The sequence below is a fragment of the Mycobacterium sp. NGS11 genome (genome assembly GCF_059813315.1).
The window spans coordinates 205720-225534 of record NZ_JCALEJ010000006.1 but is presented as its reverse complement, the minus strand read 5'-3'; the positions used below and the strand labels follow the sequence as shown (position 1 = coordinate 225534).

Genomic DNA, 19815 nt, shown 5'->3' with positions numbered 1-19815 from the left:
TCGTAGACCAGCGTCGTCACCGACGCGAGCCCGCACTGCCGCCGCCGCGGGTCGTGCCACAGCCGGCGGCCGGTCGCGTGTAGCCGCAGCGTCCACACCGGCAGTTGGTGGCTGACGCACACCACCTCGTGGCCGGCGCCGCGGGCGCGGGCCTTGTCCACCGCCGTCTGCATCCGGGCTGCGATCTCGGCGTACGGCTCACCCCAGGACGGCCGGAACGGGTTGCGCAGCTGCCACCACACCCGCGGGTCGCGCCAGGCGCCGTCGCCCGGGCTGACCCGTTTGCCCTGGAAGAAGTTGGCCGATTCGATCAGATCCGGGTCGGCGTCCACGGCCAGGCCGTGCTCGGCGGCGATGGGCGCGGCAGTCTCCTGGGCCCGTTCCAGTGGCGAGGCGATCACCGCGACGATGTCGCGGTGAGCGAGCGCGTCGGCCACCGCGGCAGCTTGCGCTCTGCCGTTGTCGGAGAGGTGAAATCCGGGCAGCCGCCCGTAGAGGATGCCGCTCGGGTTGTACACCTCCCCGTGCCGCACGACGTGCACCCGGGTGCGCTCGGCCATCAGGACTTCCCCTCCTCGGCTTGTGCGGCGGCCCTGGCCGCGGCGGGCAGGGCGTCGGCGATGCGGTCGAACGCGCCGTCGTCGAGCGCGGTCGAAACGAACCACGCCTCGAAGGCGCTGCACGGCGGGTAGACGCCCGCGTCCAGCAACGCGTGGAAGAACGGCGGGTAGCGCCACGTCTGGGTGGCCCGCGCGGACGCGAAATCTGTCACCGGGGTTTCGGAGAAGAACACGCTGAGCATGTTGCCGGCCCGCGGAATCTGATGCGGCACACCGGCATTCGTGAGCGACTCGGAGAACAGCCCGGCCAGGCGATCGGCGTTGGCGTCCAGGGTGGCGTAGGCGGCGGCGTCGGCGTTGCGCAGGGTGGCCAGCCCGGCGGCCATCGCGACCGGGTTACCCGAGAGCGTGCCCGCCTGATACACCGGCCCCAGCGGGGCCAGCCGCTCCATCACGTCGGCCCGGCCGCCGAACGCGGCCGCCGGCAGGCCGCCGCTCATCACCTTGCCGAAGGTGAACAGGTCGGCCTCGACGGGATCGATTCCGTACCAACCGCTTCGGCTGACCCGGAAGCCGGTCATCACCTCGTCGATGATCAGCAGCGCGCCGTGCTCGGCGGTGATCGCGCGCAGCGCCGCGTTGTAGCCGGGTGCGGGCGGGACCACGCCCATGTTGCCCGGGCTGGCCTCCGTGATCACCGCCGCGATCTGCTCGCCGAACCGGGCGAAGCTCTGCCGCACGGCGTCGATGTCGTTGTAGGGCAACACGATCGTGTCGGCCGCCGTCGCGCCCGTGACTCCCGGCGAGGACGGCAGTCCGAGCGTCGCCACCCCGGAGCCCGCGTCGGCGAGCAGCGCATCGACATGGCCGTGGTAGCAGCCGGAGAACTTGATGACCTTCGCGCGGCCGGTGAAGCCGCGGGCCAGCCGGACCGCGCTCATGGTGGCCTCGGTGCCGGAGTTGACCAGCCGGACCCGCTCGACCGGCGCGACCCGCCCGATCATCTCGGCGGCCAGCTCGCTCTCGGCCGGTGTGGGCGCCCCGAAGGACAGGCCCGACGCGGCGGCCTTGGTGACGGCCTCGACGACGGCAGGGTGCGCGTGACCCAGGATCGTCGGGCCCCACGAGCAGACCAGGTCCACGTAGCGGTTGCCGTCGGCGTCGGTCAGGTGGCAGCCGCGCGCCTCGGTGATGAACGGCGGCGTCCCGCCCACCGCGCTGAACGCCCGGACCGGGGAGTTCACGCCACCGGGAATGACGGCGCAGGCGTCCTCGAACAACCGGGCCGACGACGCCGTGGCCCTGGGGACCCCGGTGGCGCGCGCGGTCGCCTGATCACTGCTTCCCATGACGACCAGTGTCCCAGCCCGCGCGGCACGTTCCACTACAGGGTGTAGCAGAACGTGCTATCAGTGGGCGGCGCGCTGGTTAGTCGGCGTCCTGCTGGCCGGCTTCCTGCGCCGCGATGAAGTTGCGGCGCGCGGCCTCGCGTTCTTTTGCCGCCGTCCGCCGGTGCGCGGCGACATCGCCGAGGCCCTCCGCGACGGCTCGTTCCGCGACTTCGGCGGCGCGCTCGTGCGCGGCACCGGCTTCGTAGTGACGCTGGACCGAGCGTTGATGGGCCGCCTGGTCGCGCAGGCTGGATTGCTCGGCGTGCTCGGCGGCACGCTCCACGTCGTCCGCGGTGACGGCCTGGCCCGCGGACAGCTCCTGCCCCCGGCGCAGCAGCTCCTCGGCGCGCTGGGCGGCCTCGTTACCCGCTGCCTCTCCCATGAGACGACAGTAGACCGATTGATGCGCCGAGGCGGGGTTGTCCTCGTCCCGCGCCTGCGAGTTGGATAGCGGTATGCAACTCCCAGAAGGGCTCGCCCGGTTCAACCGTCACGTCACCAACCCGATTCAGCGGATGTGGGCCGGTTGGCTCCCGCCGTTCGGGATCGTCGAGCATGTTGGACGCCGCTCGGGCAAGACGTACCGAACACCGGTGAACGTGTTCAACACCGAGGTCAACGGCAAACCCGGGGTGGCCATCGTGCTGACCTACGGCCCCGACCGGGATTGGCTGAAGAACCTGAAGGCGGCGGGCGGTGGCCGGCTGCGCAGCAAGGGCAAGACCATCGACATCGCGGATCCGCGCGTGGTCACCAGGGACGAGGCGGCGGCGTACGTAACACGCGGGGTGCGACGGGTTTTCGCCCGGCTGCCGTTCGAGCAAGCGGTACTGCTCACGCGGACTTCCTGACACCATGCGGATCGCGGCGATCGTCGAGCGGGCGGTCGCCCTCGCCGGCGGGCCACGCGGCGGTCCGGCCAACGCGGTGGTCGACTTCTCCCACCACACGGTCTCGCTGGTCGCAGTCGTCACCGATGTGATCCGGCACGGGCGGCCCGTGGTGGGCGTGGCTTTCGATTCGATCGGCCGGTTCGCCCAGAGTGGAATCCTGCGCGACCGGATGATCCCGAGGCTGCTCGCGGCGTCTCCCGATGTGCTGCTGGACCCCTCCGGATACCTCGACCCCGCGGCGGTTCTGGCGTGCGCGCTCACCGACGAGAAGCCCGGCGGTCATGGCGATCGGGCGGCGGCCGCGGCCGCGCTGGAACTGGCCTGCTGGGACTTGAACGCGAAACTGCGCGACGAGCCGGCCTGCGTGACCATCGCCCGCCACGCCGGACGCGACCCCGCGCCGTCGGTGCCGGTGTACGCCGCCGGTGGCTACTACTACGCCGACGGCGGCGTCGAGCGGTTGCGCGCGGAAATGCGCGGGTATCTCGACGCCGGCTATGACGCGGTCAAGGTGAAGATCGGCGGAGCCGCGTTGGCCGAGGACCTCGCGCGGATCGATGCCGTCGTCGACATCGTCGGCGACGCGGGGCGAGTCGCCGTAGACGCCAACGGCCGGTTCGGCCGGACCGAGGCAACCCGCTGGGCGAACGCGCTGGCCCCCTACGGCCTGCGCTGGTACGAAGAGCCGGGCGATCCCCTCGATTACGCGCTGAACCGGGCGGTGGCGGAGTGCTACGACGGAGCGGTGGCCACGGGGGAAAACCTGTTCTCGATCCCGGATGTGACCAATCTGTTGCGTTACGGCGGAATGCGGCCCAATCATGATGTCTTCCAAATGGATCCGGGCCTGAGCTACGGCCTGACCGAATACATCCGGATGCTTGACGTCGCGGCGTCGCATGGCTTTGATCGCCGCTTCGCGTTCCCACACGGCGGCCACCTGATCAACCTGCATGTCGCGGCCGGGCTGGGCCTGGGCGGATGCGAGGCCTACCCCGGCGTGTTCGCCCCGTTCGGCGGCTACTCCGATGGGTGCGCGCTGTCAACGGGCCGGGTCTCGCCGACCGACGCCGCGGGCTTCGGGCTCGAGCAGAAGGCGGGGCTGGCCGAACTGATCGCCGAGCTGACCGACGGGAGATGGCGCGGATGAAGATCGCCGTAATCGGTTGCGGTGCCATGGGTTCCATCTATGCCGCGAGGCTGGCGGCGGCGGGCAACGAGGTGCTGGCCGTGGACCGCCATCGGGCCGGCATCGACCAGATCGCCCGGCACGGGCTGCGGGTCACCGGCCCGGGCTACGACCAGGTGGTGGCGCTGCGGGCGAGCACCACCGCGCCGGACGAGGCGATGGACCTGATCGTGCTCGCCGTCAAGGCGGCCGACGTGACAGCCGGTGCGCGACAAGCCCTTTCGATGCTGGGTCCGGCCACGCCGGTGCTGACCATCCAGAACGGCCTGGGATCGGCGGAGACGGTGGCGGGCATCGTCGGCGAGGAGCGGGCCGCGGTCGGAATCGCCAGCGGATTCGGCGCGGCGACCGTGGCCCCCGGACATGTCCGGCACAACGCCATGAAGGCGATGCGGTTCGGCGCGTATTCGTCGCTGCCGCACTCGACCGTCGAAACGATCGCCCGCGCGTGGACGGCCGCCGGATTCGATGCGGCCGCGGTCACCGACATCGCGGCCATGCAGTGGGAGAAGCTCATCTGCAACGCCGCCTACAGCGCCCCGTGCGCGCTGACCGGCATGACCGTCGGGCAGGTGATGGACGACCCGGAGATGGCGCCGGTCAGCCAGGCGGCCGCGACGGAGGCGTGGACCGTCGCGCGGGCGTCGGGCATCGCCGTCGCCGTCACCGATGCGGTCGAACACGTCCGCGCCTTCGGCGCGCAGATGCCCGACGCCAAACCGTCGGCCCTGCTGGACCACGAGGCGCGCCGGGTCAGTGAGATCGACGTCATCAACGGCGCGGTCCCGCGCCAGGGCGCCCGGGTGGGGGTCGCGGCGCCGGTGAACGCGACGCTGACCGCGCTGATCAAGTCGATCGAACGGCGATGGAGCTGACTGGATGTGCGTCACGGCGCCACATCGGCACCGGAACGGTCATTCCTCAAGTGCGAGTTCGGAATTGGCTAGCGCGTCTGAGAGGGAGTCCGGCCGCGCGATCGCGCGAGGAAGTACACCCCGATCACCACCGCCCAGGACAGCAGGCTGAGCCACAGCTGGCTGCGGGCGGTGTGGTCGAACGCCATTTGCACCAGCACGGCGGTGATTCCGGTCAAAGTGAGGATGGACAGCACCGGGTAGAACCACATCTTCACCGTCAGCTTTTCGGCGGGTGTCCGGCGGCGCAGGATGATCTGCGAGCACGCGATCAGCCAATAGACGAACAAGATGATGGCGCCCGACGAGTTGAGCAGGAAGAGGAACACCGTGTTCGGCGCGACGCGCGCCATGATGACGCACAAGAACCCGACCGCCGACGAACACACGATCGCGAAGTGGGGCACGCCGCGCCCGCTGAGTTTGACCAATCGGGTCGGCGCTTCACCGCGCTCGGCGAGCACGAACAGCATGCGCGACGCGGTGTACAGACCGGAATTCAGGCAGGACAGCACCGCGGTCAGCACGACGGCGTTCATCACCTGGTCCGCGCCGGGAAGCCCCAGGTGTTTGAGCGCGGCGACGTACGGCGAGGCGCCGAGTTCCACGGAATCCCAAGGCAACAGCGCCGCGAGCAGGAAGACCGAACCGACGAAGAAGATCCCGATGCGGGCCACCACCGATCGGGTCGCCTTCTGGACCGCGAGCTCGGGGTCGCGGCTTTCCGCGGCGGCGACGGTGACGATCTCGGCGCCAACCATGGAAAAGATCACCACCACGATGGCGGCGAACACCGCACCCACGCCGTGGGGAAAGAACCCGCCGTGTGCCTGCAGATTGGTCAGGCCCCCACGATGGCCGGGCACCAACCCCAGAACGTACGCCGTGCCCACGATCAGGAAGATCACGATCGTCGCGACTTTGATTCCGGCGAACCAGAATTCGAATTCGCCAAAGGACGACACCGAGAACAGGTTGGTCGCGGTCATCAACACCATCAGGCACAGCGACAGCAGCCATAGCGGCGCATGGAACCAGTAGTTGAGCACCTTCCCGCCGGCGACCGCCTCGAAGCCCACCACGATCACCCAGAAATACCAATAAAGCCACGCGACGGAGAATCCCGCCCAGCCGCCCAGGGCCTTGCCGGCGTAGTCGGCGAACGATCCGGTCGACGGGTTCGCGGCCGCCATCTCACCGAGCATCCGCATCACCAGGACGATGAGCAGACCGCAAAGGGCGTAGGTGAGGAACGCCGCCGGGCCGGTGTCCTTGATCACCACGCCCGACCCGACGAACAGTCCGGCACCGATCACGCCCCCGAGCGCGATCATGCTGAGCTGCCGCTGCGACAACCCTTGGCGTAGTTGCGGATTGACACCCATGCCCGGACGCTATCCGGCTTTGGGACCCGCAGCAACAACGACTTACAGGTAGAGGTCTCGATCGCGAATCAAAGCAGTGGCGACCACACTGATCACCGCCGTCGCAACCAGGTACCCGCATGCCAGCCACGGCGCACCGCCGAGCGCCGCGATCAGCGCGGTCAGGATCATCGGCGTGACGCCGGAGGCGTAGATTCCCGAGACCTGGTAGACGAACGACAATCCGGTGTAGCGCGTATTCGTGGGATACAGCGCGGAATACAGCGTGCCCTGCGCGCCATAGAACAGCGCGTGCACCGCGCCGAACACGACGATCATCGCCAGCCCGAACCACACCAGGTTTTTCGTGCCGAACAAAGCGAACGCCGGAAAGGCCGCCAGGCCGTAGCAGGCGATGCCGGCCAGGTACACCCGCCGCGGACCGAAGCGCTCGGTCAAGCGTCCCGATACCGGTAGCAGCACCGCCATCACCAGGGCGGCGATCGTCACCACCACAAGCACCGAAACCCGGTTCAACCCCAGGGCACCGGTGGCGTAACTGATGGCGAAAACGCCCCAGGTGTTGAACGCCGAGCCCTCGGCCCATCGCGACAGCAGGCCCAGCACCGTGTTGCGCCGGGAGCGCGGCTCGCGGACGATGTCGCGGATCGGCACGGTGGACGCGGTCCGCAGGTCCTGCAACTCGCGGAACGCCGGTGTCTCGTCGACCCGCAGCCGGACCACGATGCCGATCACGACCAGCAGCACGCTCAGCAGGAAGCCGACGCGCCAGCCGTAGGAGAGAAACCGCGCCGGCCCCAAGACGACTTGCAGAACGGCGAATATGCCGGTGCCCAAGGCCAATCCGAGCGCCAAACCGATCTGCGGAATCGCCCCGAAGCGGCCGCGCCGGTCGCCGGGGCTGTGCTCGACGGCCAGCAGCACCGCCCCGCCCCACTCACCGCCGAGCGCGAAGCCCTGCAGCACGCGCAAGACCAGCAGCAGCACCGGCGCCCACGCCCCGATCTGGGCCGCCGTCGGCAATGCACCGATCAGTGCCGTCGCGCCGCCCATGATGAGCATGGTCAGCGCGAGGCTGCGCTTGCGACCGATACGGTCGCCGATGTGGCCGAACACCAGGCCCCCGATGGGCCGCATGACGAACCCTACGGCGAAGGTTGCGAACGCCAATAGTGTTCCCACCAAGGAACTCTCGTTGGGAAAGAACAGCTTGTTGAACACCAGGCCGGCCGCGGTGGCATACAGGAAGAAGTCGTACCACTCGACCGTGGTGCCCAGCAGGCTCGCAGCGACGACGATGCGCAGCCGCCGGCGCTGCTGCTCGGCGGGTTCGTCGACCGCGTCGGTCAGCCCGGTGGCGATCCCGGCGTCGGGAACCGACGCCGGCAAGGTTGCGGCCATGGCCGTCAGTGCGCCGAGGCGACCGCGAACGGCGTCGCCGCTGCCGGGTGCGACTGGCGGTTGGGGTGCCGCCACAAACCCATCCGTTCGAGCAACGGCAGGACGCCCTCACCGAACCAGTAGGCCTCTTCCAAATGCGGATATCCCGACAGGATGAAGTGTCTGATGCCCAATTTGGCGTATTCGGCCAGCCGCTCGGCGACTTCGGCATGCGACCCGACCAGTGCGGTGCCCGCTCCCCCGCGAACCAGCCCCACCCCGGCCCACAGGTTGGGCGCCACCAGTAATTTGCTGCTGTCGCCTCCGTGCAGGTCCAGCATGCGGCGCTGGCCCTCGGATTCGCTGCGCGCCAGGCTGGCCTGCACGCGTTCGACGTCGGCCGGGTCGATCGCGGCCAGCAACCGGTCAGCCTCGGCCCACGCCTCGGCGGCCGTATCGCGGCTGATGACGTGAATCCGTAAGCCGTACTGCAGGATACGGCCGGCATCGACGGCGAGCCCGCGAATCCAGTCGAGCTTCTTGGCCACCGCGGTCAGCGGCTCACCCCAGGTGAGATACACATCGGAGTGCTTGGCCGCCACCGGTCCGGCGGCTGCCGAGGACCCGCCGAAGAACACTGCCGGTATCGGGTCCGGCGGGTTGTTCAGCTGTGCGTCCTGCACCTGAATGTGTTCTCCGGCAAAGGATACCGGCTCCTTGGAGGTCCACAGCTGGCGCACCACATGCAAGAACTCTGCGGTGCGCGCGTAGCGCGCCTCCTTGTCCAGGAAATCACCGTACGCCCGTTGCTCGTGCGGTTCACCGCCGGTGACCACATTGAGCAGCAGCCGGCCCTCGGAGTGCCGCTGGAAGGTGCCGGCCATCTGGGCGGCCAGGGTCGGACTCAGCATGCCGGGACGGAACGCGACCAAAAACTTCAATGTCTCGGTCGATTCAACCAGCATCGCCGTCGTCAGCCACGCATCCTCACACCACAGCCCGGTAGGCGTGAGGACGGCTTCGAAACCGTTGTCCTCGGCGGCCGCGCAGATCTGGTGCAGATACTTCAGAGTTGCCGGCCGGTCGCCGGACATCGCCGTGCCGTGCCCGCCCGCGACCAGATTCCGCGAATCGCCGTAGGTCGGCAGAAACCAATGAAACGCGAGACTCAATGCACCATCCTCTTTCGCCTCTGAGCACTAAAGGATCCATCCTTCTCAAAGCGGCGCCGGCGGGCGACGGTTGAAACCTGCGAGATTGCATCCCGGGCGGGACGCCACCTACACCGCGGCGCCCGACGGCCGCGCGCGCCTGGCCGCACGGCGTGGCGCCGCGCAGGACGGCCCGCGTGACCGCGTCTCCCGCTGTCCCGGAAGGCAATACGATCGCAATGATTCGGCGGGCGGCAACCGGCGGAATCGGCGCTACCATGACTACGATCCGGTGCGACAGGCGCAACTCGGCGCCGGAAGGTGGCCTAAAGGATCACCGCTGCGTGACCGAAAGGTCACGCCAGATCACACAATGCTTCCAATACGGCGTGGCTCGGCGGGTAATCCCCGCTCAGCGCGGCATCATTGCGATCATGCCTGACCTCACACGCCGAGCGGTGCTCCGGATGGGCGCCGGTGCCAGCCTCGGAGCCGCCGGCGTGCTCACCTTCAGCTCGCTGCTGGCTCCGGCCGCTTCGCGCGCCGCGACATGGCCGCAGGCTCCCGCGCCGTTCGAGCCGTCGGCGGCGGGCAAGACCCTGCCGACCCGGCTCACCGGGTCGTTCGTGTCGGCGGCCCGCGGGGGGATCAAGACGAATTACGTGATCGCCATGCCGCCGGGCCAGACCGGGGCGCTGCGCCCGGTGATCGCACTGCACGGGATGGACGGCGACGCCAACCAGATGATCGACATGGGCGTCCCGGACGGGCTCGCCCAGCTGGCCAAGGAGGGCAAGCCGCCGTTCGCGGTCGTCGGCGTCGACGGCGGCAACACCTATTGGCATAAAAGGACTTCCGGCGAGGACTCCGGTGCCATGGTGCTCGACGAGTTGCTGCCGATGCTGTCCACCATGGGTTTCGATACCTCCCGGGTCGGTTTCATGGGGTGGTCGATGGGCGGATACGGCGCGCTGCGCCTGGGGGCCAAACTGGGGCCGGCGCGGACGGCCGGCATCTGCGCGATCAGCCCGGCGTTGTACACCTCGTATCCGCTGAGCGCGCCCGGGGCGTTCGACAGCAACGACGACTTCGTGCAGAACAGCGTGCTGGGCCTGCCCGCGCTGAATTCGATTCCGCTGCGGGTGGACTGCGGCAACTTCGACCGCTTCTATTTCGCCACAAAGCAATTCGTCTATCAGTTGAAGACCCAGCCGGCGGGCAGTTTCTCCCTCGGCGGACACGACGTCGCCTACTGGCGCAGCCAGTTGCCCGGTGAGCTTGCCTGGATGGCGACCTAGCGGAGCCAGATGACACTTCGGGAGGAATCGGTCGCCGGCACCCCACACCAGTTGGGGCGGCGGACTTCTCGAAGGGGCTTCCGGCCCGACATCGAGGGGCTGCGCGCCGTCGCCGTGATCGCGGTCGTGCTCTACCACGCGGGCATCCCGGGAATCACCGGCGGCTACATCGGTGTGGACGTCTTCTTCGTCATCTCCGGCTTCCTGATCACCGGGTTGCTTTTCCGCGAGGCGAGCACCACGAACACCGTTGCGCTGGGCCGGTTTTACGGAGCGCGCGCCCGGCGGCTGCTGCCGGCCGCGGCCATCGTCGGCACCAGCACCGCGATCGGCGCGGCCGCGGTGCTGCCCCCGCTGCAGGCGCGCAGCGTGTTTCTCGACGGCGTCGCCAGCGCCCTGTATGTCGGCAACTACCGGTTTGCGGTGCGCGGCACCGACTACCTGGGCTCCGACGCCCCATCGCCCTTCCAGCACTACTGGTCCCTGGGGGTGGAAGAGCAGTTCTACCTGGTGTGGCCGGTGCTGATCATCGCGGTCGCGTGGTCGGCCGGGCGCATCCCGCGGCTTCGCGGAGCCGCGACGCGCATGACGCCGTATGCGGTGATCCTCGCCGTCGTCGCCGTGGCGTCGTTGGCGGCGGGCGCGCTGTGGACCCGCACCTCGCCGTCGTGGGCGTTCTTCTCCCTGCCCACCCGCGCCTGGGAGCTGGCCGCCGGTGGCCTGGTGGCGCTGTCGCTTCAGCAGTGGCGCCGGCTGTCGGTGCGGACCGCCTCGATCGCCGGGTGGGGCGGTTTGGCGCTGATCCTGCTCACCTGCACCCAACTCGACTCCCACACCCCGTATCCCGGCACCGAGGCGCTGCTGCCCGTGCTGGGCACCGCGCTCATCATCGGCGGCGGCGCCGTCACCGGCGGGCTGGGGCCCGGTCGCTTGCTGTGTCGCCCGGCGATGCGCGCGATCGGCCGCATCTCCTACTCGTGGTATTTGTGGCACTGGCCGGTGCTGTTGCTGATGCCCGCGCTGCTCGGGGAGCCGGCGGGCCTACCGGCCCGGCTGAGCGCGACGGCCGTCTCCGCTGGGCTCGCCGTCATCACGCTGCATCTGGTGGAGAACCCCGGCCGCTTCGCCGCGGCGCTGCGCCGGTCGGCGAAGGTCAGCCTGGCCGTGGCGGGCGGCGCCAGTGCCGCCACCGCGTGCGCGTGCATGCTGCTGCTCAACGTCATCCCCGCGCCGGTGGGCCACGGGGTGGCGGCCCCACGCGCCAACATCACTGCGGCGTCGCCGACCAGCGTCCCGGCCATCAGCCCCCAGGAGGCGGCGGTTCGTCACGCGTTCGATCAAGCCCGCGAGGCGCTCGCCGCGGCCGTCGGCCTGCGAGCCGTCCCGTCGAACCTGGACCCGCCGCTGGCCACGGCGCCCGCCGACAAGGCCGCCGTGTTCGTCAACGGCTGCGTGCGGTCCTGGCGCGACGTCGGACAAAGCGAGTGCGCCACCGGTGACACCGCCTCGCCGACCACCGTCGCGCTGATCGGTGACTCGCACGCCGCCATGTGGAATCCCGCCTTCGAAGAACTCGCCGAGCAGCGGCACTGGCGGCTGGAGACGCTGGCCAAGGTCACCTGCCCGCTGCAAGACCTGCACATCGTGAGCCCGTACCTGGGCCGCGAATACACCGAATGCGAGCAGTGGCGCGCGCAGATCATGGATCGGATGAACGCCGAACACCCGCGCCTGATCGTGTTGGACATGAGCCGGCGCTACGGCGCAGACTTCGCCTTCACCTCCTACGACCCGGCATGGATCGACACCGTGGGACGCACCGTGGCGCAGTTGCGCCGCACCGGCGCGACCGTCCTCGTGTTGGGACCCGCCCCCGACCCGCATGCGTCCGCGCCGACGTGCCTGTCCGCCCACCTCGACGACGTAAGCGCCTGTACGCCAACCAAATCCGACGCAGTAGACGGCGACGGGATCGCCGCTGAGCAGGCGGTGACGGTCCGCAGCGGGGGCCACTACGCCGACCTGACCGACATGTTCTGCACGCCCGACCGCTGCCCGATCATCGTCGGCAACACCCTGGTGTTCCGCGACGACAACCATGTGACAACCGAATACGCGCGGTTGGTGGCGCCGCTGATGGGCGCGCTCGCCGACCGCGCCCTGGCGCAGGGATGAGTTGTGAATGAACTTCTCGTGGCTGACCAACGTCAGATCAGTGAAGGACTTTTGGAGGTTTTCGGGTCATGTCACCGCTATTGCTGGTCTGCGTCGCAGTAGCCGCGCCCTTCGCCGGAATCGGGTTCCTCCACGTCCAGGACCGCTTGGAGCGCTGGGACTACGAGCGGCACGCGGACGACTGAGTTCGAAACTCGTTGTCGCGCGGCGGTTTCGGCTCGGCCACCCCGGGCCGCCCGTCCTGAGTCAGGTCGACAGCTGCGACCGGATGAGGGGCGCGATCTTGTCCGCCATGTACTGATGGCCCGCATCGTTCGGATGCACCCCATCGGCACCGATCAGGTCGGGCCGGCCGACGAACCAATGCTCGGCGATCGGGTCGATGAACGTCGCCCCCGCCGCCCCGGCGGCGCCGGCGAGGACGTCGCGAATCAAGAACATCGACGGCGGCACGTCGGCGGTCGGCCACGGCGGTCCGATCACCAGCAACCGCGCCGCGGGGGCCAGCCGGCGCCCCAGATCCAAAGCGGCGTTGGTCTTCACGGTCAGCGTCCCAGGATCGACACCCTGGTCGTTGCGGGAGCCGAAGAACACCACCAGCGCATCGTCGGGCTGGACCGCCCGGGCCGTCAGATCCTCGAAGACGCTGCCGTGGTCGCCCGGGGTGGCATAGCCGGCCCTGCCCTCGGCCGCCACACTGCCTGAGATTCGCGAACCCCGCGAACCGAGCACCTGCCAGGCGCGCGACGGCCACGATCTGGAACCCAGCCCGCCCTCACTGGTTCCGGTGGTGTACGAATCCCCCACCACCGCGACATGATTCAGCCGGAAGTCGAGCGTCAGTGTCTCGTAGGTGCGCACCTGCGCCGGACATGCGATGCCCACGCCCGCCAGAAAACTCAACCCAATGAGAAAGGTGGCCAGACGACTCACTCTCACCTCCACTGTCGACGGCATAGTCGGGTGCCGCCGAGTCCTCATCAAGTATTCCCCGGGAGTCGCGGCCGGCCGCTGAGGCGGCCGTCACACCGCGCGGGCCGAAACCGCTTCCAGCGGACGGTCGATCGGAAGCAGCTTACTGCCCGACTCGCCGGGATCGCTTGTCGCGGTGACGGCTCTGACATCGACCATCTTGCGCATCCAGCGGCGGGCGGGCTCTTCGACGCCGTGATACAGCAGCACCGAGGCGATTAGGGCAATCGCCAGCAGGCCGATGACGTTCCATTTCCATGGGTCCTCGGAGGTGTTGAGCTCGAATTGCTCCACGGCCCAACCCCAGGCGGTGTGCACCAGCTCATGCACCATGTACAGGCAGAACGAGATCTTGCCGCCGTACACCATCACCCGCGCCGACAGGACCCTCGGCAGGCTGCCGAGCCCGATGGCCAGCGAGATGACCAGCGGAACGAACAACACGTCGACGACGCCGCCGCTGTCGTTCTCCACCACTCCCGATATCGGATGCGCGCCAAACCAATACAGCACGCCCACCATCGCGGCCAGGAGTAGCAGGGAGACGTATCCCGCGACGCGGCGGCCACGGTCGCTGAGCCGCAGCCTGCGTACGGCGGCACAGGCCAGCGCTCCCGCCGTGAACTGCGTGACGATTCGCGGCAGCCAACTCCACGGCGTGTAGAAGTGGCCGCTGGCGAGCAACATCAACACCGGCGGCAGCGATGCCGCGAATGCCAGGACCATCAGGCTGCGCGCCCTGGTCGCCTGTTTCATCCGCAACAAGACCAGCACCAAGACGGCGAACAGCACATAGGCCAGCCATTCCGCGCTGATCGACCAGGCCGGGCCGTCCCAACTCGAATCGTCGAAGAACGGCACGAACCACAACTGCACCAACAGGATCTGGCGCACATAGCTGATCGCGGTGAGCTGCGCGGCATCCGGCGACGGCACATGGCCGACGTGCAGGGTGAAAACCACCCACAGGGCGGCGAGGTGCAGCGTGACCAGATACACCGGCCACACCCGGGCCAGTCGCAGCCACAGGAAATGCAGGGTCGCGCGGGTCGACCAGGACCGCCCCATGCGGTCGAGGTAGTTGTACGTCAGCACGAACCCGCTGAGGATGAAGAAGAGGTCGACGCCCTGCGCGCCGCAATTCAGCACCGGCGCGAGAGCGTCGCGGAAGTCGGTGGACGCATCGCCGAGCATCGGCCGGAAGTGGAAAAGCACCACCCAGACCGCGGCGACGATACGGAGCCCCGTCAGGGCCGTGATCTCGCCCCTGATCTCTACGCCCCGCACGCTGCTCTTCCCGTCCGAATCCTGCTGTTTCGTCCTGCACTCCGATTGAGTGGAAAATCTCGCCGAGTGAAAGCACCGACCAGCAACCGGCAGCCTTGGCAGCCTAGCAGCGCGATCGCCGTCATGCGGGGACGGTCGTGGTGTGGCACACCGGATTCGGGGTATTCCCTTTGCTCTATATCGCGCTAAGCGTTTGCTCAGCGCAATATCCCGGCGGGCCCGCAAATGTTTCTTAGCAAAGCGTTAGACACGGCTTTCGGTCTCCTTATGCTTGGCGCCTAGCGTCGGAAACGTCCTTTGGCGAGCGTCCAAGCACCGCCGAAGACGGCGCGAGCGCCACGGAGAGTGAGGGGTCCGCATGACGATCGCAGACAGCCAGACCGGCCACGACAACTGCGTGTTTGACTGCGCGGGCGCGCAGGTCCGGGCGCACCATCGCCACCTCGCGACGGTCGTGCACATTCGCGGCGAAATAACCGATGTGAACGTCGACCGCATCAGCGATCACATTGCGCGTTTCACCCTCGGAGAAAACCCTGTCGTGCTCGACGTGGCCGACGTCAACGGATTTGCTGAGACCGGTATCTCGCTGCTGTACGCGTTCGACGCCGATTGTCGCGCCGCGGGGGTGGATTGGACCCTGGTCGCCAGCTCAGCGGTGACCCAGGTGCTGGACGACACCGGTCATGACGCGAACTTTCCGATCATGCGCTCGGTTCACGAGGCCCTGCAGGATCGTGCGGAGGCCATCGCGCTGCGCCGCCGGATGGCGCTGCCGCTGGTCAAGAAGCCGCTATAGTCGCGCGCGCCGCAGCCTGGCAGCCGCGATGACCGCCAGCACCCCGGCGCTCGTCACCAGCACCAGCGTCAGCAGCAGCAGCTGTGGGTCGTAGGTCAGCGACGTGGTGGCGGGCTCTCCGTTCGCGATGGGAGCAACCGTCACCGTGTGATGCGAGTGCCACCAGCTCAGTGCCGAGCAGATGAGCGCGACACAGGCCAGGCCGAGCTCGAGCGCTGCGCGGTAGCGGGGGCTCACTGGGCCGCCCCGGCGTCGTCGTCCCGGTCCCCGTCGATCGATCGGGTGGGCTCCACCCGCTCCTGGACCAGCGGGGTCAGCGCGGCTCTCAGCTGACGATGACGGCGTGCCCACGCCTGGGCCGTGCGATGGTTGGTGAGTTTGAGACCGATGCCGACGCGTCCGCGCGGCACTCCGACCAGTTCGCCGAGCGCCCGGGCCGACTGCCACCTCGCCACCTCTTTCTCGGAGGCTTCGCGGTCGTCGGGCTCGGGATACACCTTGACGATTTCGCGAACCAGAATCGTTTCGGTGCCCTGGCGCAGGGCGTCTTCGGTGAGCTCGACCGAGACGTGGATCCGTGCGGCCTTCACCTGTATCCCCAGGAACGCCGATACCATCACCAGGAAGATCGCGGGCACCACCAGCGACACCGGTGCACCGCTCCAGATTTCGATCAGGACCATGGCTGCCGCCGCGGCCGGGCCGCACGCCAACCACCACCAGCTGGCGCCGGGTTCGTAGAACAACGGCTTGGGCGCGGCGTCGCTGTCGGTAGTCATCGCAAGCCCCATCTCACGAGAGCCACCCTGCCGCATCCGCGGCCCAATAGGTGAGAACGATGTCGGCTCCGGCGCGCCGGATGCTGGTCAGCGACTCCAGCGCCGCGGCGCGCTCGTCGATCCAATTGTTCGCGGCGGCAGCGCAAATCATCGCGTACTCCCCCGACACTTGATAGGCGGCGACCGGAACGGGCGACACGTGTGCCGCGGCCGCGACCACGTCGAGATAACTCATCGCCGGCTTGACCATCACGATGTCGGCACCCTCGTCGAGATCGAGCTCGATCTCGCGCAGCGCCTCCCGGGCGTTGCCTGACTCCTGCTGATAGGTGCGCCGGTCGCCGGAGAGGCTGGAACTGACCGCCTCACGAAACGGGCCGTAGAACACCGAGGCGAATTTGGCGGCGTAGGCAAGGATCGCGACGTCGGTGTATCCCGACGCGTCCAATCCGTCGCGAATCGCCCCCACCTGTCCATCCATCATGCCGCTCGGCCCCACCACGTGAGCACCCGATTCAGCTTGGGCCACAGCGAGTTCCACGTACCGCGCCACGGTGGCGTCGTTGTCGACCCGGCCCCGGTCGTCCAGGACGCCGCAGTGACCGTGGTCGGTGAATTCGTCCAGGCAGGTGTCGGCCATCAATACGGTGGCGTCGCCGAGGTCCTTGGCCAAGTCCCGCAGGGCGACATTGAGGATGCCGTCGGGGTCGGTCCCGGTCGACCCGATCGAATCCTTGTCCTGCTCGCGGGGCACGCCGAACAGCATCAGCCCGCCCACCCCGGCGGCCACCGCAGCGGCGGCCGCGCTGCGCAACGAATCGCGGGTGTGCTGCACCACGCCCGGCATGGAACCGATGGGCCGCGGTTCGTCGATGCCGTCGGCGACGAACATCGGCAGCACCAAATGCCTTGGCTCCAAGGATGTTTGCGCCACCAGACGACGCAAGGCCGGGGTGGTGCGGAGCCGACGCGGGCGCTGCCGCGGGTAGGCCACAGCTAGCGCCTGCGGCTCTTTTTGCGCGGCGGTGGCAGCGCACCCTCGGCGCGCAACCGCGCGGCGTGTTCGGCCAGCGCGTCCACCAGCGGGCCAACCGCGGCGGTCTCGGGCTGGACATCCACCCGCAGGCCGAATTCGGCTGCGGTTTCAGCGGTCTTGGGACCGATGCACGCGATGATCGTCCGCGCGTGCGGCTTGCCGGCGATGCCGACCAGGTTTCGCACCGTCGAGCTGGACGTGAAGCAGACCGCGTCGAATCCACCGGTCTTGATCATTTCCCGTGTCTCCGCCGGCGGCGGGGCGGCCCGCACCGTCCGGTAGGCGGTGACATCCTCGATCTCCCACCCTCGTTCGCGCAGACCCTCGGCCAGCGTCTCGGTGGCGATGTCGGCCCGCGGCAGCAGAACCCGATTGACCGGGTCGAAAATGCTGTCGTAGGGCGGGAAGTCGTCGAGCAGGCCCAACGAGGACTGTTCACCGGCCGGCACCAGTTCGGGGCTGATCCCGAACGCCCGGACCCGGTCGGCGGTCGACTCGCCCACACACGCGATCTTCACTCCGGAGAAAGCGCGCGCGTCCAGACCGAACTCGCCGAACTTCTCCCACACCGCACGCACCGCGTTGGTGGAGGTGAACACCACCCACTGGAAGCGGCCGTCGACCAATCCCTTGACGGCCCTTTCCATCTGGGCCGGGCTGCGCGGCGGCTCGACGGCGATGGTCGGCACCTCGATCGGCAGCGCGCCGTAGGAGGTCAGGCGCTCGCTCATCTCGCCGGCCTGATCCTTGGTGCGCGGCACCAACACGGACCAGCCGTACAGCGCGCGGCTCTCCCACCAGTTCAGCTTCGCGCGGCTGGCGACCGTCTTGCCGATGGTCACCACCAGCGGGCCGGTCAGCGGACCGGCGGGGTCGGCGCCGCCCAGTACCGCCGAGTCGGTCAAGCCGTGCAGCGTGGTTTCGATGGAACGCTGCTGACAGGTGGTGCCGTGCGCGGTCACCACGCACGGGGTGTTCTCGGCCAGCTCGTGTTCGATCAGGGTGCGCGCGGCGTCGGCCAGGTGCGACGACGTGGCCTGCAGAATCAGCGGACCGGGCGCCGCGGCCAGCGCCTCCCAATCCACATGTGGGTCACGCACGTCGGCGACCGTGTGCGAGGAGCCCAGCGGCAACCCCGCGTATGTCGGGACGGCATCGCTGGGGGCCAGCCCGGGCACGATCTCGATGTGCAGGTGGCTGCGCGCGATGGCGTTCACCTCGGTGATGACCGCGTCGACCGTCAGCGGGTCGCCCGCCACCAGCCGCACCACGTCGACGCCCGTCTTCGCCTCGGCGGTCAGCGTCTTGGCCACCTCGGCGGGGTCACCCAGCGCCGGGCGGATATCGGGACCGCCGGATATCACCGCGGGTTGCGCCTTGCCCTGGACGGCGCCGCCGTCGCCGTTCGGGGCGGCCGCCTCGGCCGGGGCCGGGCCGGAAACCGGCGGCAGGTCCTTGCCGATCAGGGCCAGCACCGGCTCAGGCACGTCCGGATCGGTGAACACCAAAGCGGCGTTCGCCAGCACCGTGGCGGCCCGGGTCGTCAGCAATCCCGGGTCACCCGGGCCGGAGCCCACGTACGTGATGCGGCCGGGTGTCGGCTTACGCCCTCGCGTCGTCATTGTCGCTCCCACGTAACTCGCAATTAATTTCCTCGCGCCGGGTCTTGCCGCGCTTCGCTCATCAGCTCTCGGGCGCCCAGCTCGAACAGTTCCGCGGCCACCGAAAGCCCAAGCTCTCGTGCCCGATCGGGACTGCCGATACCGGACGCGCGGATCACGTCGGACCCGTCCAGCGCCGCCACGCAACCGCGCAGCGACAGCTCTTCGAAGATCCGGCCCTCCTCATCGATGGACTCGACCACTTCGGCGATCGCGCCCACCGGTGCGGAACAACCGGCCTCCAGTTCGGCCAGCAGGGCTCGCTCCGCGGTGACCGACGCGCGTGTGTCGGCGTCGTCCAGTTCCGCCAGCACTGCCGCCAACCGGCTGTCACCGGCACGGCATTCGACGGCGAGCGCGCCCTGAGCCGGTGCTGGCAACATCTGCACCGGCTCTAGCGTCTCGGTGACATCGTCGAGGCGACCGATCCGGGCGAGTCCCGCCCGGGCCACCACGATCGCGTCGAGATCACCACTGCTTACCCTGTTCAACCTGGTATCTAGGTTGCCTCGTAGGGGGCGGATTTCCAAACCGAGACCCAATGCTCTAAGCTGCGCGGCCCGCCGCGGCGACGAGGTGCCCACCAGCGAACCGGCCGGCAACTCCGCGAGCACCAGCCCGTCCCGCGCCACCACCGCGTCACGCGGGTCGTTGCGTACCGGTATGGCCGCCACAGCAAACCTTGGGTCGTCGGCGGTCGGCAGGTCCTTGTGGGAGTGCACTGCGGCGTCGACACGCCCCTGTTCCATGGCCTCGCGCAGTGCGGTGGTGAAGACCCCCACCCCGAGCGACTCGATGGGCGCCGACGAGCGGTCGCCTTCCGTGCTGATCGTCACCAGTTCCGCCGGGTGTCCCAACGCGATCAACGCGTCTCTGACGACCCCGGCCTGGGTGGTGGCCAGCAGGCTGCCCCGGGTACCTATCCGGATCACGTTCGCCGATCGC

The 19815-nt window shown here is 68.8% G+C and carries 19 protein-coding genes; 6 read left to right on the top strand and 13 right to left on the bottom strand.

The window, feature by feature from the left end:
• From AC5Y4T_RS11190 to AC5Y4T_RS11180, 3 genes are all read right to left on the bottom strand, one after another.
• On the bottom strand, positions 1-560 hold a 560-nt coding region (locus AC5Y4T_RS11190; RefSeq protein WP_499952998.1), incomplete at its 3' end, for a histidine phosphatase family protein.
• The gene (gene hemL / locus AC5Y4T_RS11185; protein WP_499952997.1) at positions 560-1909 is read right to left on the bottom strand and encodes a glutamate-1-semialdehyde 2,1-aminomutase; all 1350 of its coding nucleotides are present in this window, start codon (positions 1907-1909) and stop codon (positions 560-562) included. The genes AC5Y4T_RS11190 and hemL, both read right to left, overlap by 1 nt.
• 79 nt (positions 1910-1988) lie before the next feature.
• Positions 1989-2333 carry a hypothetical protein gene (locus AC5Y4T_RS11180; RefSeq protein ID WP_499918071.1) on the bottom strand — a complete coding sequence of 115 codons (345 nt, stop codon included), beginning with the start codon at positions 2331-2333 and terminating at the stop codon, positions 1989-1991.
• A 73-nt stretch (positions 2334-2406) separates the two neighbouring features.
• Here AC5Y4T_RS11180 and AC5Y4T_RS11175 point away from each other — a divergent pair, with 73 nt between their 5' ends.
• From AC5Y4T_RS11175 to AC5Y4T_RS11165, 3 genes are read left to right on the top strand one after another with little or no spacing between them, the layout of a single operon-like run.
• A complete protein-coding gene (locus tag AC5Y4T_RS11175) occupies positions 2407-2802 on the top strand; it encodes a nitroreductase family deazaflavin-dependent oxidoreductase (RefSeq protein WP_499918070.1) in 396 nt (131 codons plus the stop codon).
• Between the two features lie 4 nt (positions 2803-2806).
• Positions 2807-3994: an enolase C-terminal domain-like protein gene (locus AC5Y4T_RS11170; RefSeq protein WP_499952996.1), complete on the top strand. Its 1188-nt coding sequence runs from the start codon at positions 2807-2809 to the stop codon at positions 3992-3994.
• Positions 3991-4908: a ketopantoate reductase family protein gene (locus AC5Y4T_RS11165; RefSeq protein ID WP_499952995.1), complete on the top strand. Its 918-nt coding sequence runs from the start codon at positions 3991-3993 to the stop codon at positions 4906-4908. The genes AC5Y4T_RS11170 and AC5Y4T_RS11165 overlap by 4 nt, the downstream gene beginning before the upstream one ends.
• A gap of 68 nt (positions 4909-4976) precedes the next feature.
• Here the strand turns inward: AC5Y4T_RS11165 and AC5Y4T_RS11160 are convergent, their stop codons facing one another.
• Genes AC5Y4T_RS11160 through AC5Y4T_RS11150 form a run of 3 tightly spaced genes read right to left on the bottom strand, consistent with a single transcriptional unit; the run spans position 4977 to position 8884 of the window.
• On the bottom strand, positions 4977-6332 hold the full coding sequence (locus tag AC5Y4T_RS11160) for an amino acid permease (protein WP_499952994.1): 1356 nt from the start codon (positions 6330-6332) through the stop codon (positions 4977-4979).
• 42 nt (positions 6333-6374) lie between these two features.
• Positions 6375-7733 carry an MFS transporter gene (locus AC5Y4T_RS11155; RefSeq protein ID WP_499952993.1) on the bottom strand — a complete coding sequence of 453 codons (1359 nt, stop codon included), beginning with the start codon at positions 7731-7733 and terminating at the stop codon, positions 6375-6377.
• Between the two features lie 5 nt (positions 7734-7738).
• Positions 7739-8884 carry an LLM class flavin-dependent oxidoreductase gene (locus tag AC5Y4T_RS11150; RefSeq protein WP_499948011.1) on the bottom strand — a complete coding sequence of 382 codons (1146 nt, stop codon included), beginning with the start codon at positions 8882-8884 and terminating at the stop codon, positions 7739-7741.
• Between the two features lie 401 nt (positions 8885-9285).
• On the opposite strand from AC5Y4T_RS11150, the gene AC5Y4T_RS11145 reads away from it, so the two are divergent.
• The gene (locus AC5Y4T_RS11145; RefSeq protein ID WP_499953004.1) at positions 9286-10161 is read left to right on the top strand and encodes an alpha/beta hydrolase; all 876 of its coding nucleotides are present in this window, start codon (positions 9286-9288) and stop codon (positions 10159-10161) included.
• A 51-nt stretch (positions 10162-10212) separates the two neighbouring features.
• Entirely contained in the window at positions 10213-12336 is a 2124-nt protein-coding gene (locus tag AC5Y4T_RS11140; protein ID WP_499953003.1) for an acyltransferase family protein, read from the top strand.
• A 246-nt stretch (positions 12337-12582) separates the two neighbouring features.
• Here the strand turns inward: AC5Y4T_RS11140 and AC5Y4T_RS11135 are convergent, their stop codons facing one another.
• Positions 12583-13269 carry an Rv0518 family GDSL lipase gene (locus AC5Y4T_RS11135; protein ID WP_499948012.1) on the bottom strand — a complete coding sequence of 229 codons (687 nt, stop codon included), beginning with the start codon at positions 13267-13269 and terminating at the stop codon, positions 12583-12585.
• 90 nt (positions 13270-13359) lie between these two features.
• Positions 13360-14595, bottom strand: coding sequence for an acyltransferase family protein (locus tag AC5Y4T_RS11130; protein ID WP_499952992.1), 1236 nt, complete (start codon positions 14593-14595; stop codon positions 13360-13362).
• Between the two features lie 358 nt (positions 14596-14953).
• On the opposite strand from AC5Y4T_RS11130, the gene AC5Y4T_RS11125 reads away from it, so the two are divergent.
• Entirely contained in the window at positions 14954-15394 is a 441-nt protein-coding gene (locus tag AC5Y4T_RS11125; RefSeq protein WP_499952991.1) for an STAS domain-containing protein, read from the top strand.
• On the opposite strand, the gene AC5Y4T_RS11120 is transcribed toward AC5Y4T_RS11125, so the two are convergent.
• From AC5Y4T_RS11120 to hemC, 5 genes are read right to left on the bottom strand one after another with little or no spacing between them, the layout of a single operon-like run.
• A complete protein-coding gene (locus tag AC5Y4T_RS11120) occupies positions 15389-15631 on the bottom strand; it encodes a hypothetical protein (protein WP_499952990.1) in 243 nt (80 codons plus the stop codon). The genes AC5Y4T_RS11125 and AC5Y4T_RS11120 overlap by 6 nt on opposite strands.
• Positions 15628-16173, bottom strand: coding sequence for a transport-regulating membrane protein Mce1N (mce1N, locus tag AC5Y4T_RS11115; RefSeq protein ID WP_499952989.1), 546 nt, complete (start codon positions 16171-16173; stop codon positions 15628-15630). Before mce1N ends, AC5Y4T_RS11120 begins: the two co-directional genes overlap by 4 nt.
• 13 nt (positions 16174-16186) lie before the next feature.
• Positions 16187-17167, bottom strand: a complete 981-nt coding sequence (gene hemB / locus AC5Y4T_RS11110; protein ID WP_499952988.1) for a porphobilinogen synthase — start codon at positions 17165-17167, stop codon at positions 16187-16189.
• A 2-nt stretch (positions 17168-17169) separates the two neighbouring features.
• Positions 17170-18831 (bottom strand): bifunctional uroporphyrinogen-III C-methyltransferase/uroporphyrinogen-III synthase, encoded by a 1662-nt coding sequence (locus AC5Y4T_RS11105; RefSeq protein ID WP_499952987.1) that lies wholly within the window; start codon positions 18829-18831, stop codon positions 17170-17172.
• Between the two features lie 23 nt (positions 18832-18854).
• A complete protein-coding gene (hemC, locus tag AC5Y4T_RS11100; RefSeq protein WP_499952986.1) occupies positions 18855-19802 on the bottom strand; it encodes a hydroxymethylbilane synthase in 948 nt (315 codons plus the stop codon).
• Positions 19803-19815: the final 13 nt, after the last annotated feature.

What these genes read in the sequence shown, in the direction of transcription:
- hemL (WP_499952997.1), bottom strand. Translation starts at nt 1,909, where the DNA reads ATGGGAAGCAGTGATCAGGCGACCGCGCGCGCCACCGGGGTCCCCAGG.
- AC5Y4T_RS11180 (WP_499918071.1), bottom strand. Translation starts at nt 2,333, where the DNA reads ATGGGAGAGGCAGCGGGTAACGAGGCCGCCCAGCGCGCCGAGGAGCTG.
- AC5Y4T_RS11175 (WP_499918070.1), top strand. Translation starts at nt 2,407, where the DNA reads ATGCAACTCCCAGAAGGGCTCGCCCGGTTCAACCGTCACGTCACCAAC.
- AC5Y4T_RS11170 (WP_499952996.1), top strand. Translation starts at nt 2,807, where the DNA reads ATGCGGATCGCGGCGATCGTCGAGCGGGCGGTCGCCCTCGCCGGCGGG.
- AC5Y4T_RS11165 (WP_499952995.1), top strand. Translation starts at nt 3,991, where the DNA reads ATGAAGATCGCCGTAATCGGTTGCGGTGCCATGGGTTCCATCTATGCC.
- AC5Y4T_RS11160 (WP_499952994.1), bottom strand. Translation starts at nt 6,332, where the DNA reads ATGGGTGTCAATCCGCAACTACGCCAAGGGTTGTCGCAGCGGCAGCTC.
- AC5Y4T_RS11155 (WP_499952993.1), bottom strand. Translation starts at nt 7,733, where the DNA reads ATGGCCGCAACCTTGCCGGCGTCGGTTCCCGACGCCGGGATCGCCACC.
- AC5Y4T_RS11125 (WP_499952991.1), top strand. Translation starts at nt 14,954, where the DNA reads ATGACGATCGCAGACAGCCAGACCGGCCACGACAACTGCGTGTTTGAC.
- mce1N (WP_499952989.1), bottom strand. Translation starts at nt 16,173, where the DNA reads ATGACTACCGACAGCGACGCCGCGCCCAAGCCGTTGTTCTACGAACCC.
- AC5Y4T_RS11105 (WP_499952987.1), bottom strand. Translation starts at nt 18,831, where the DNA reads ATGACGACGCGAGGGCGTAAGCCGACACCCGGCCGCATCACGTACGTG.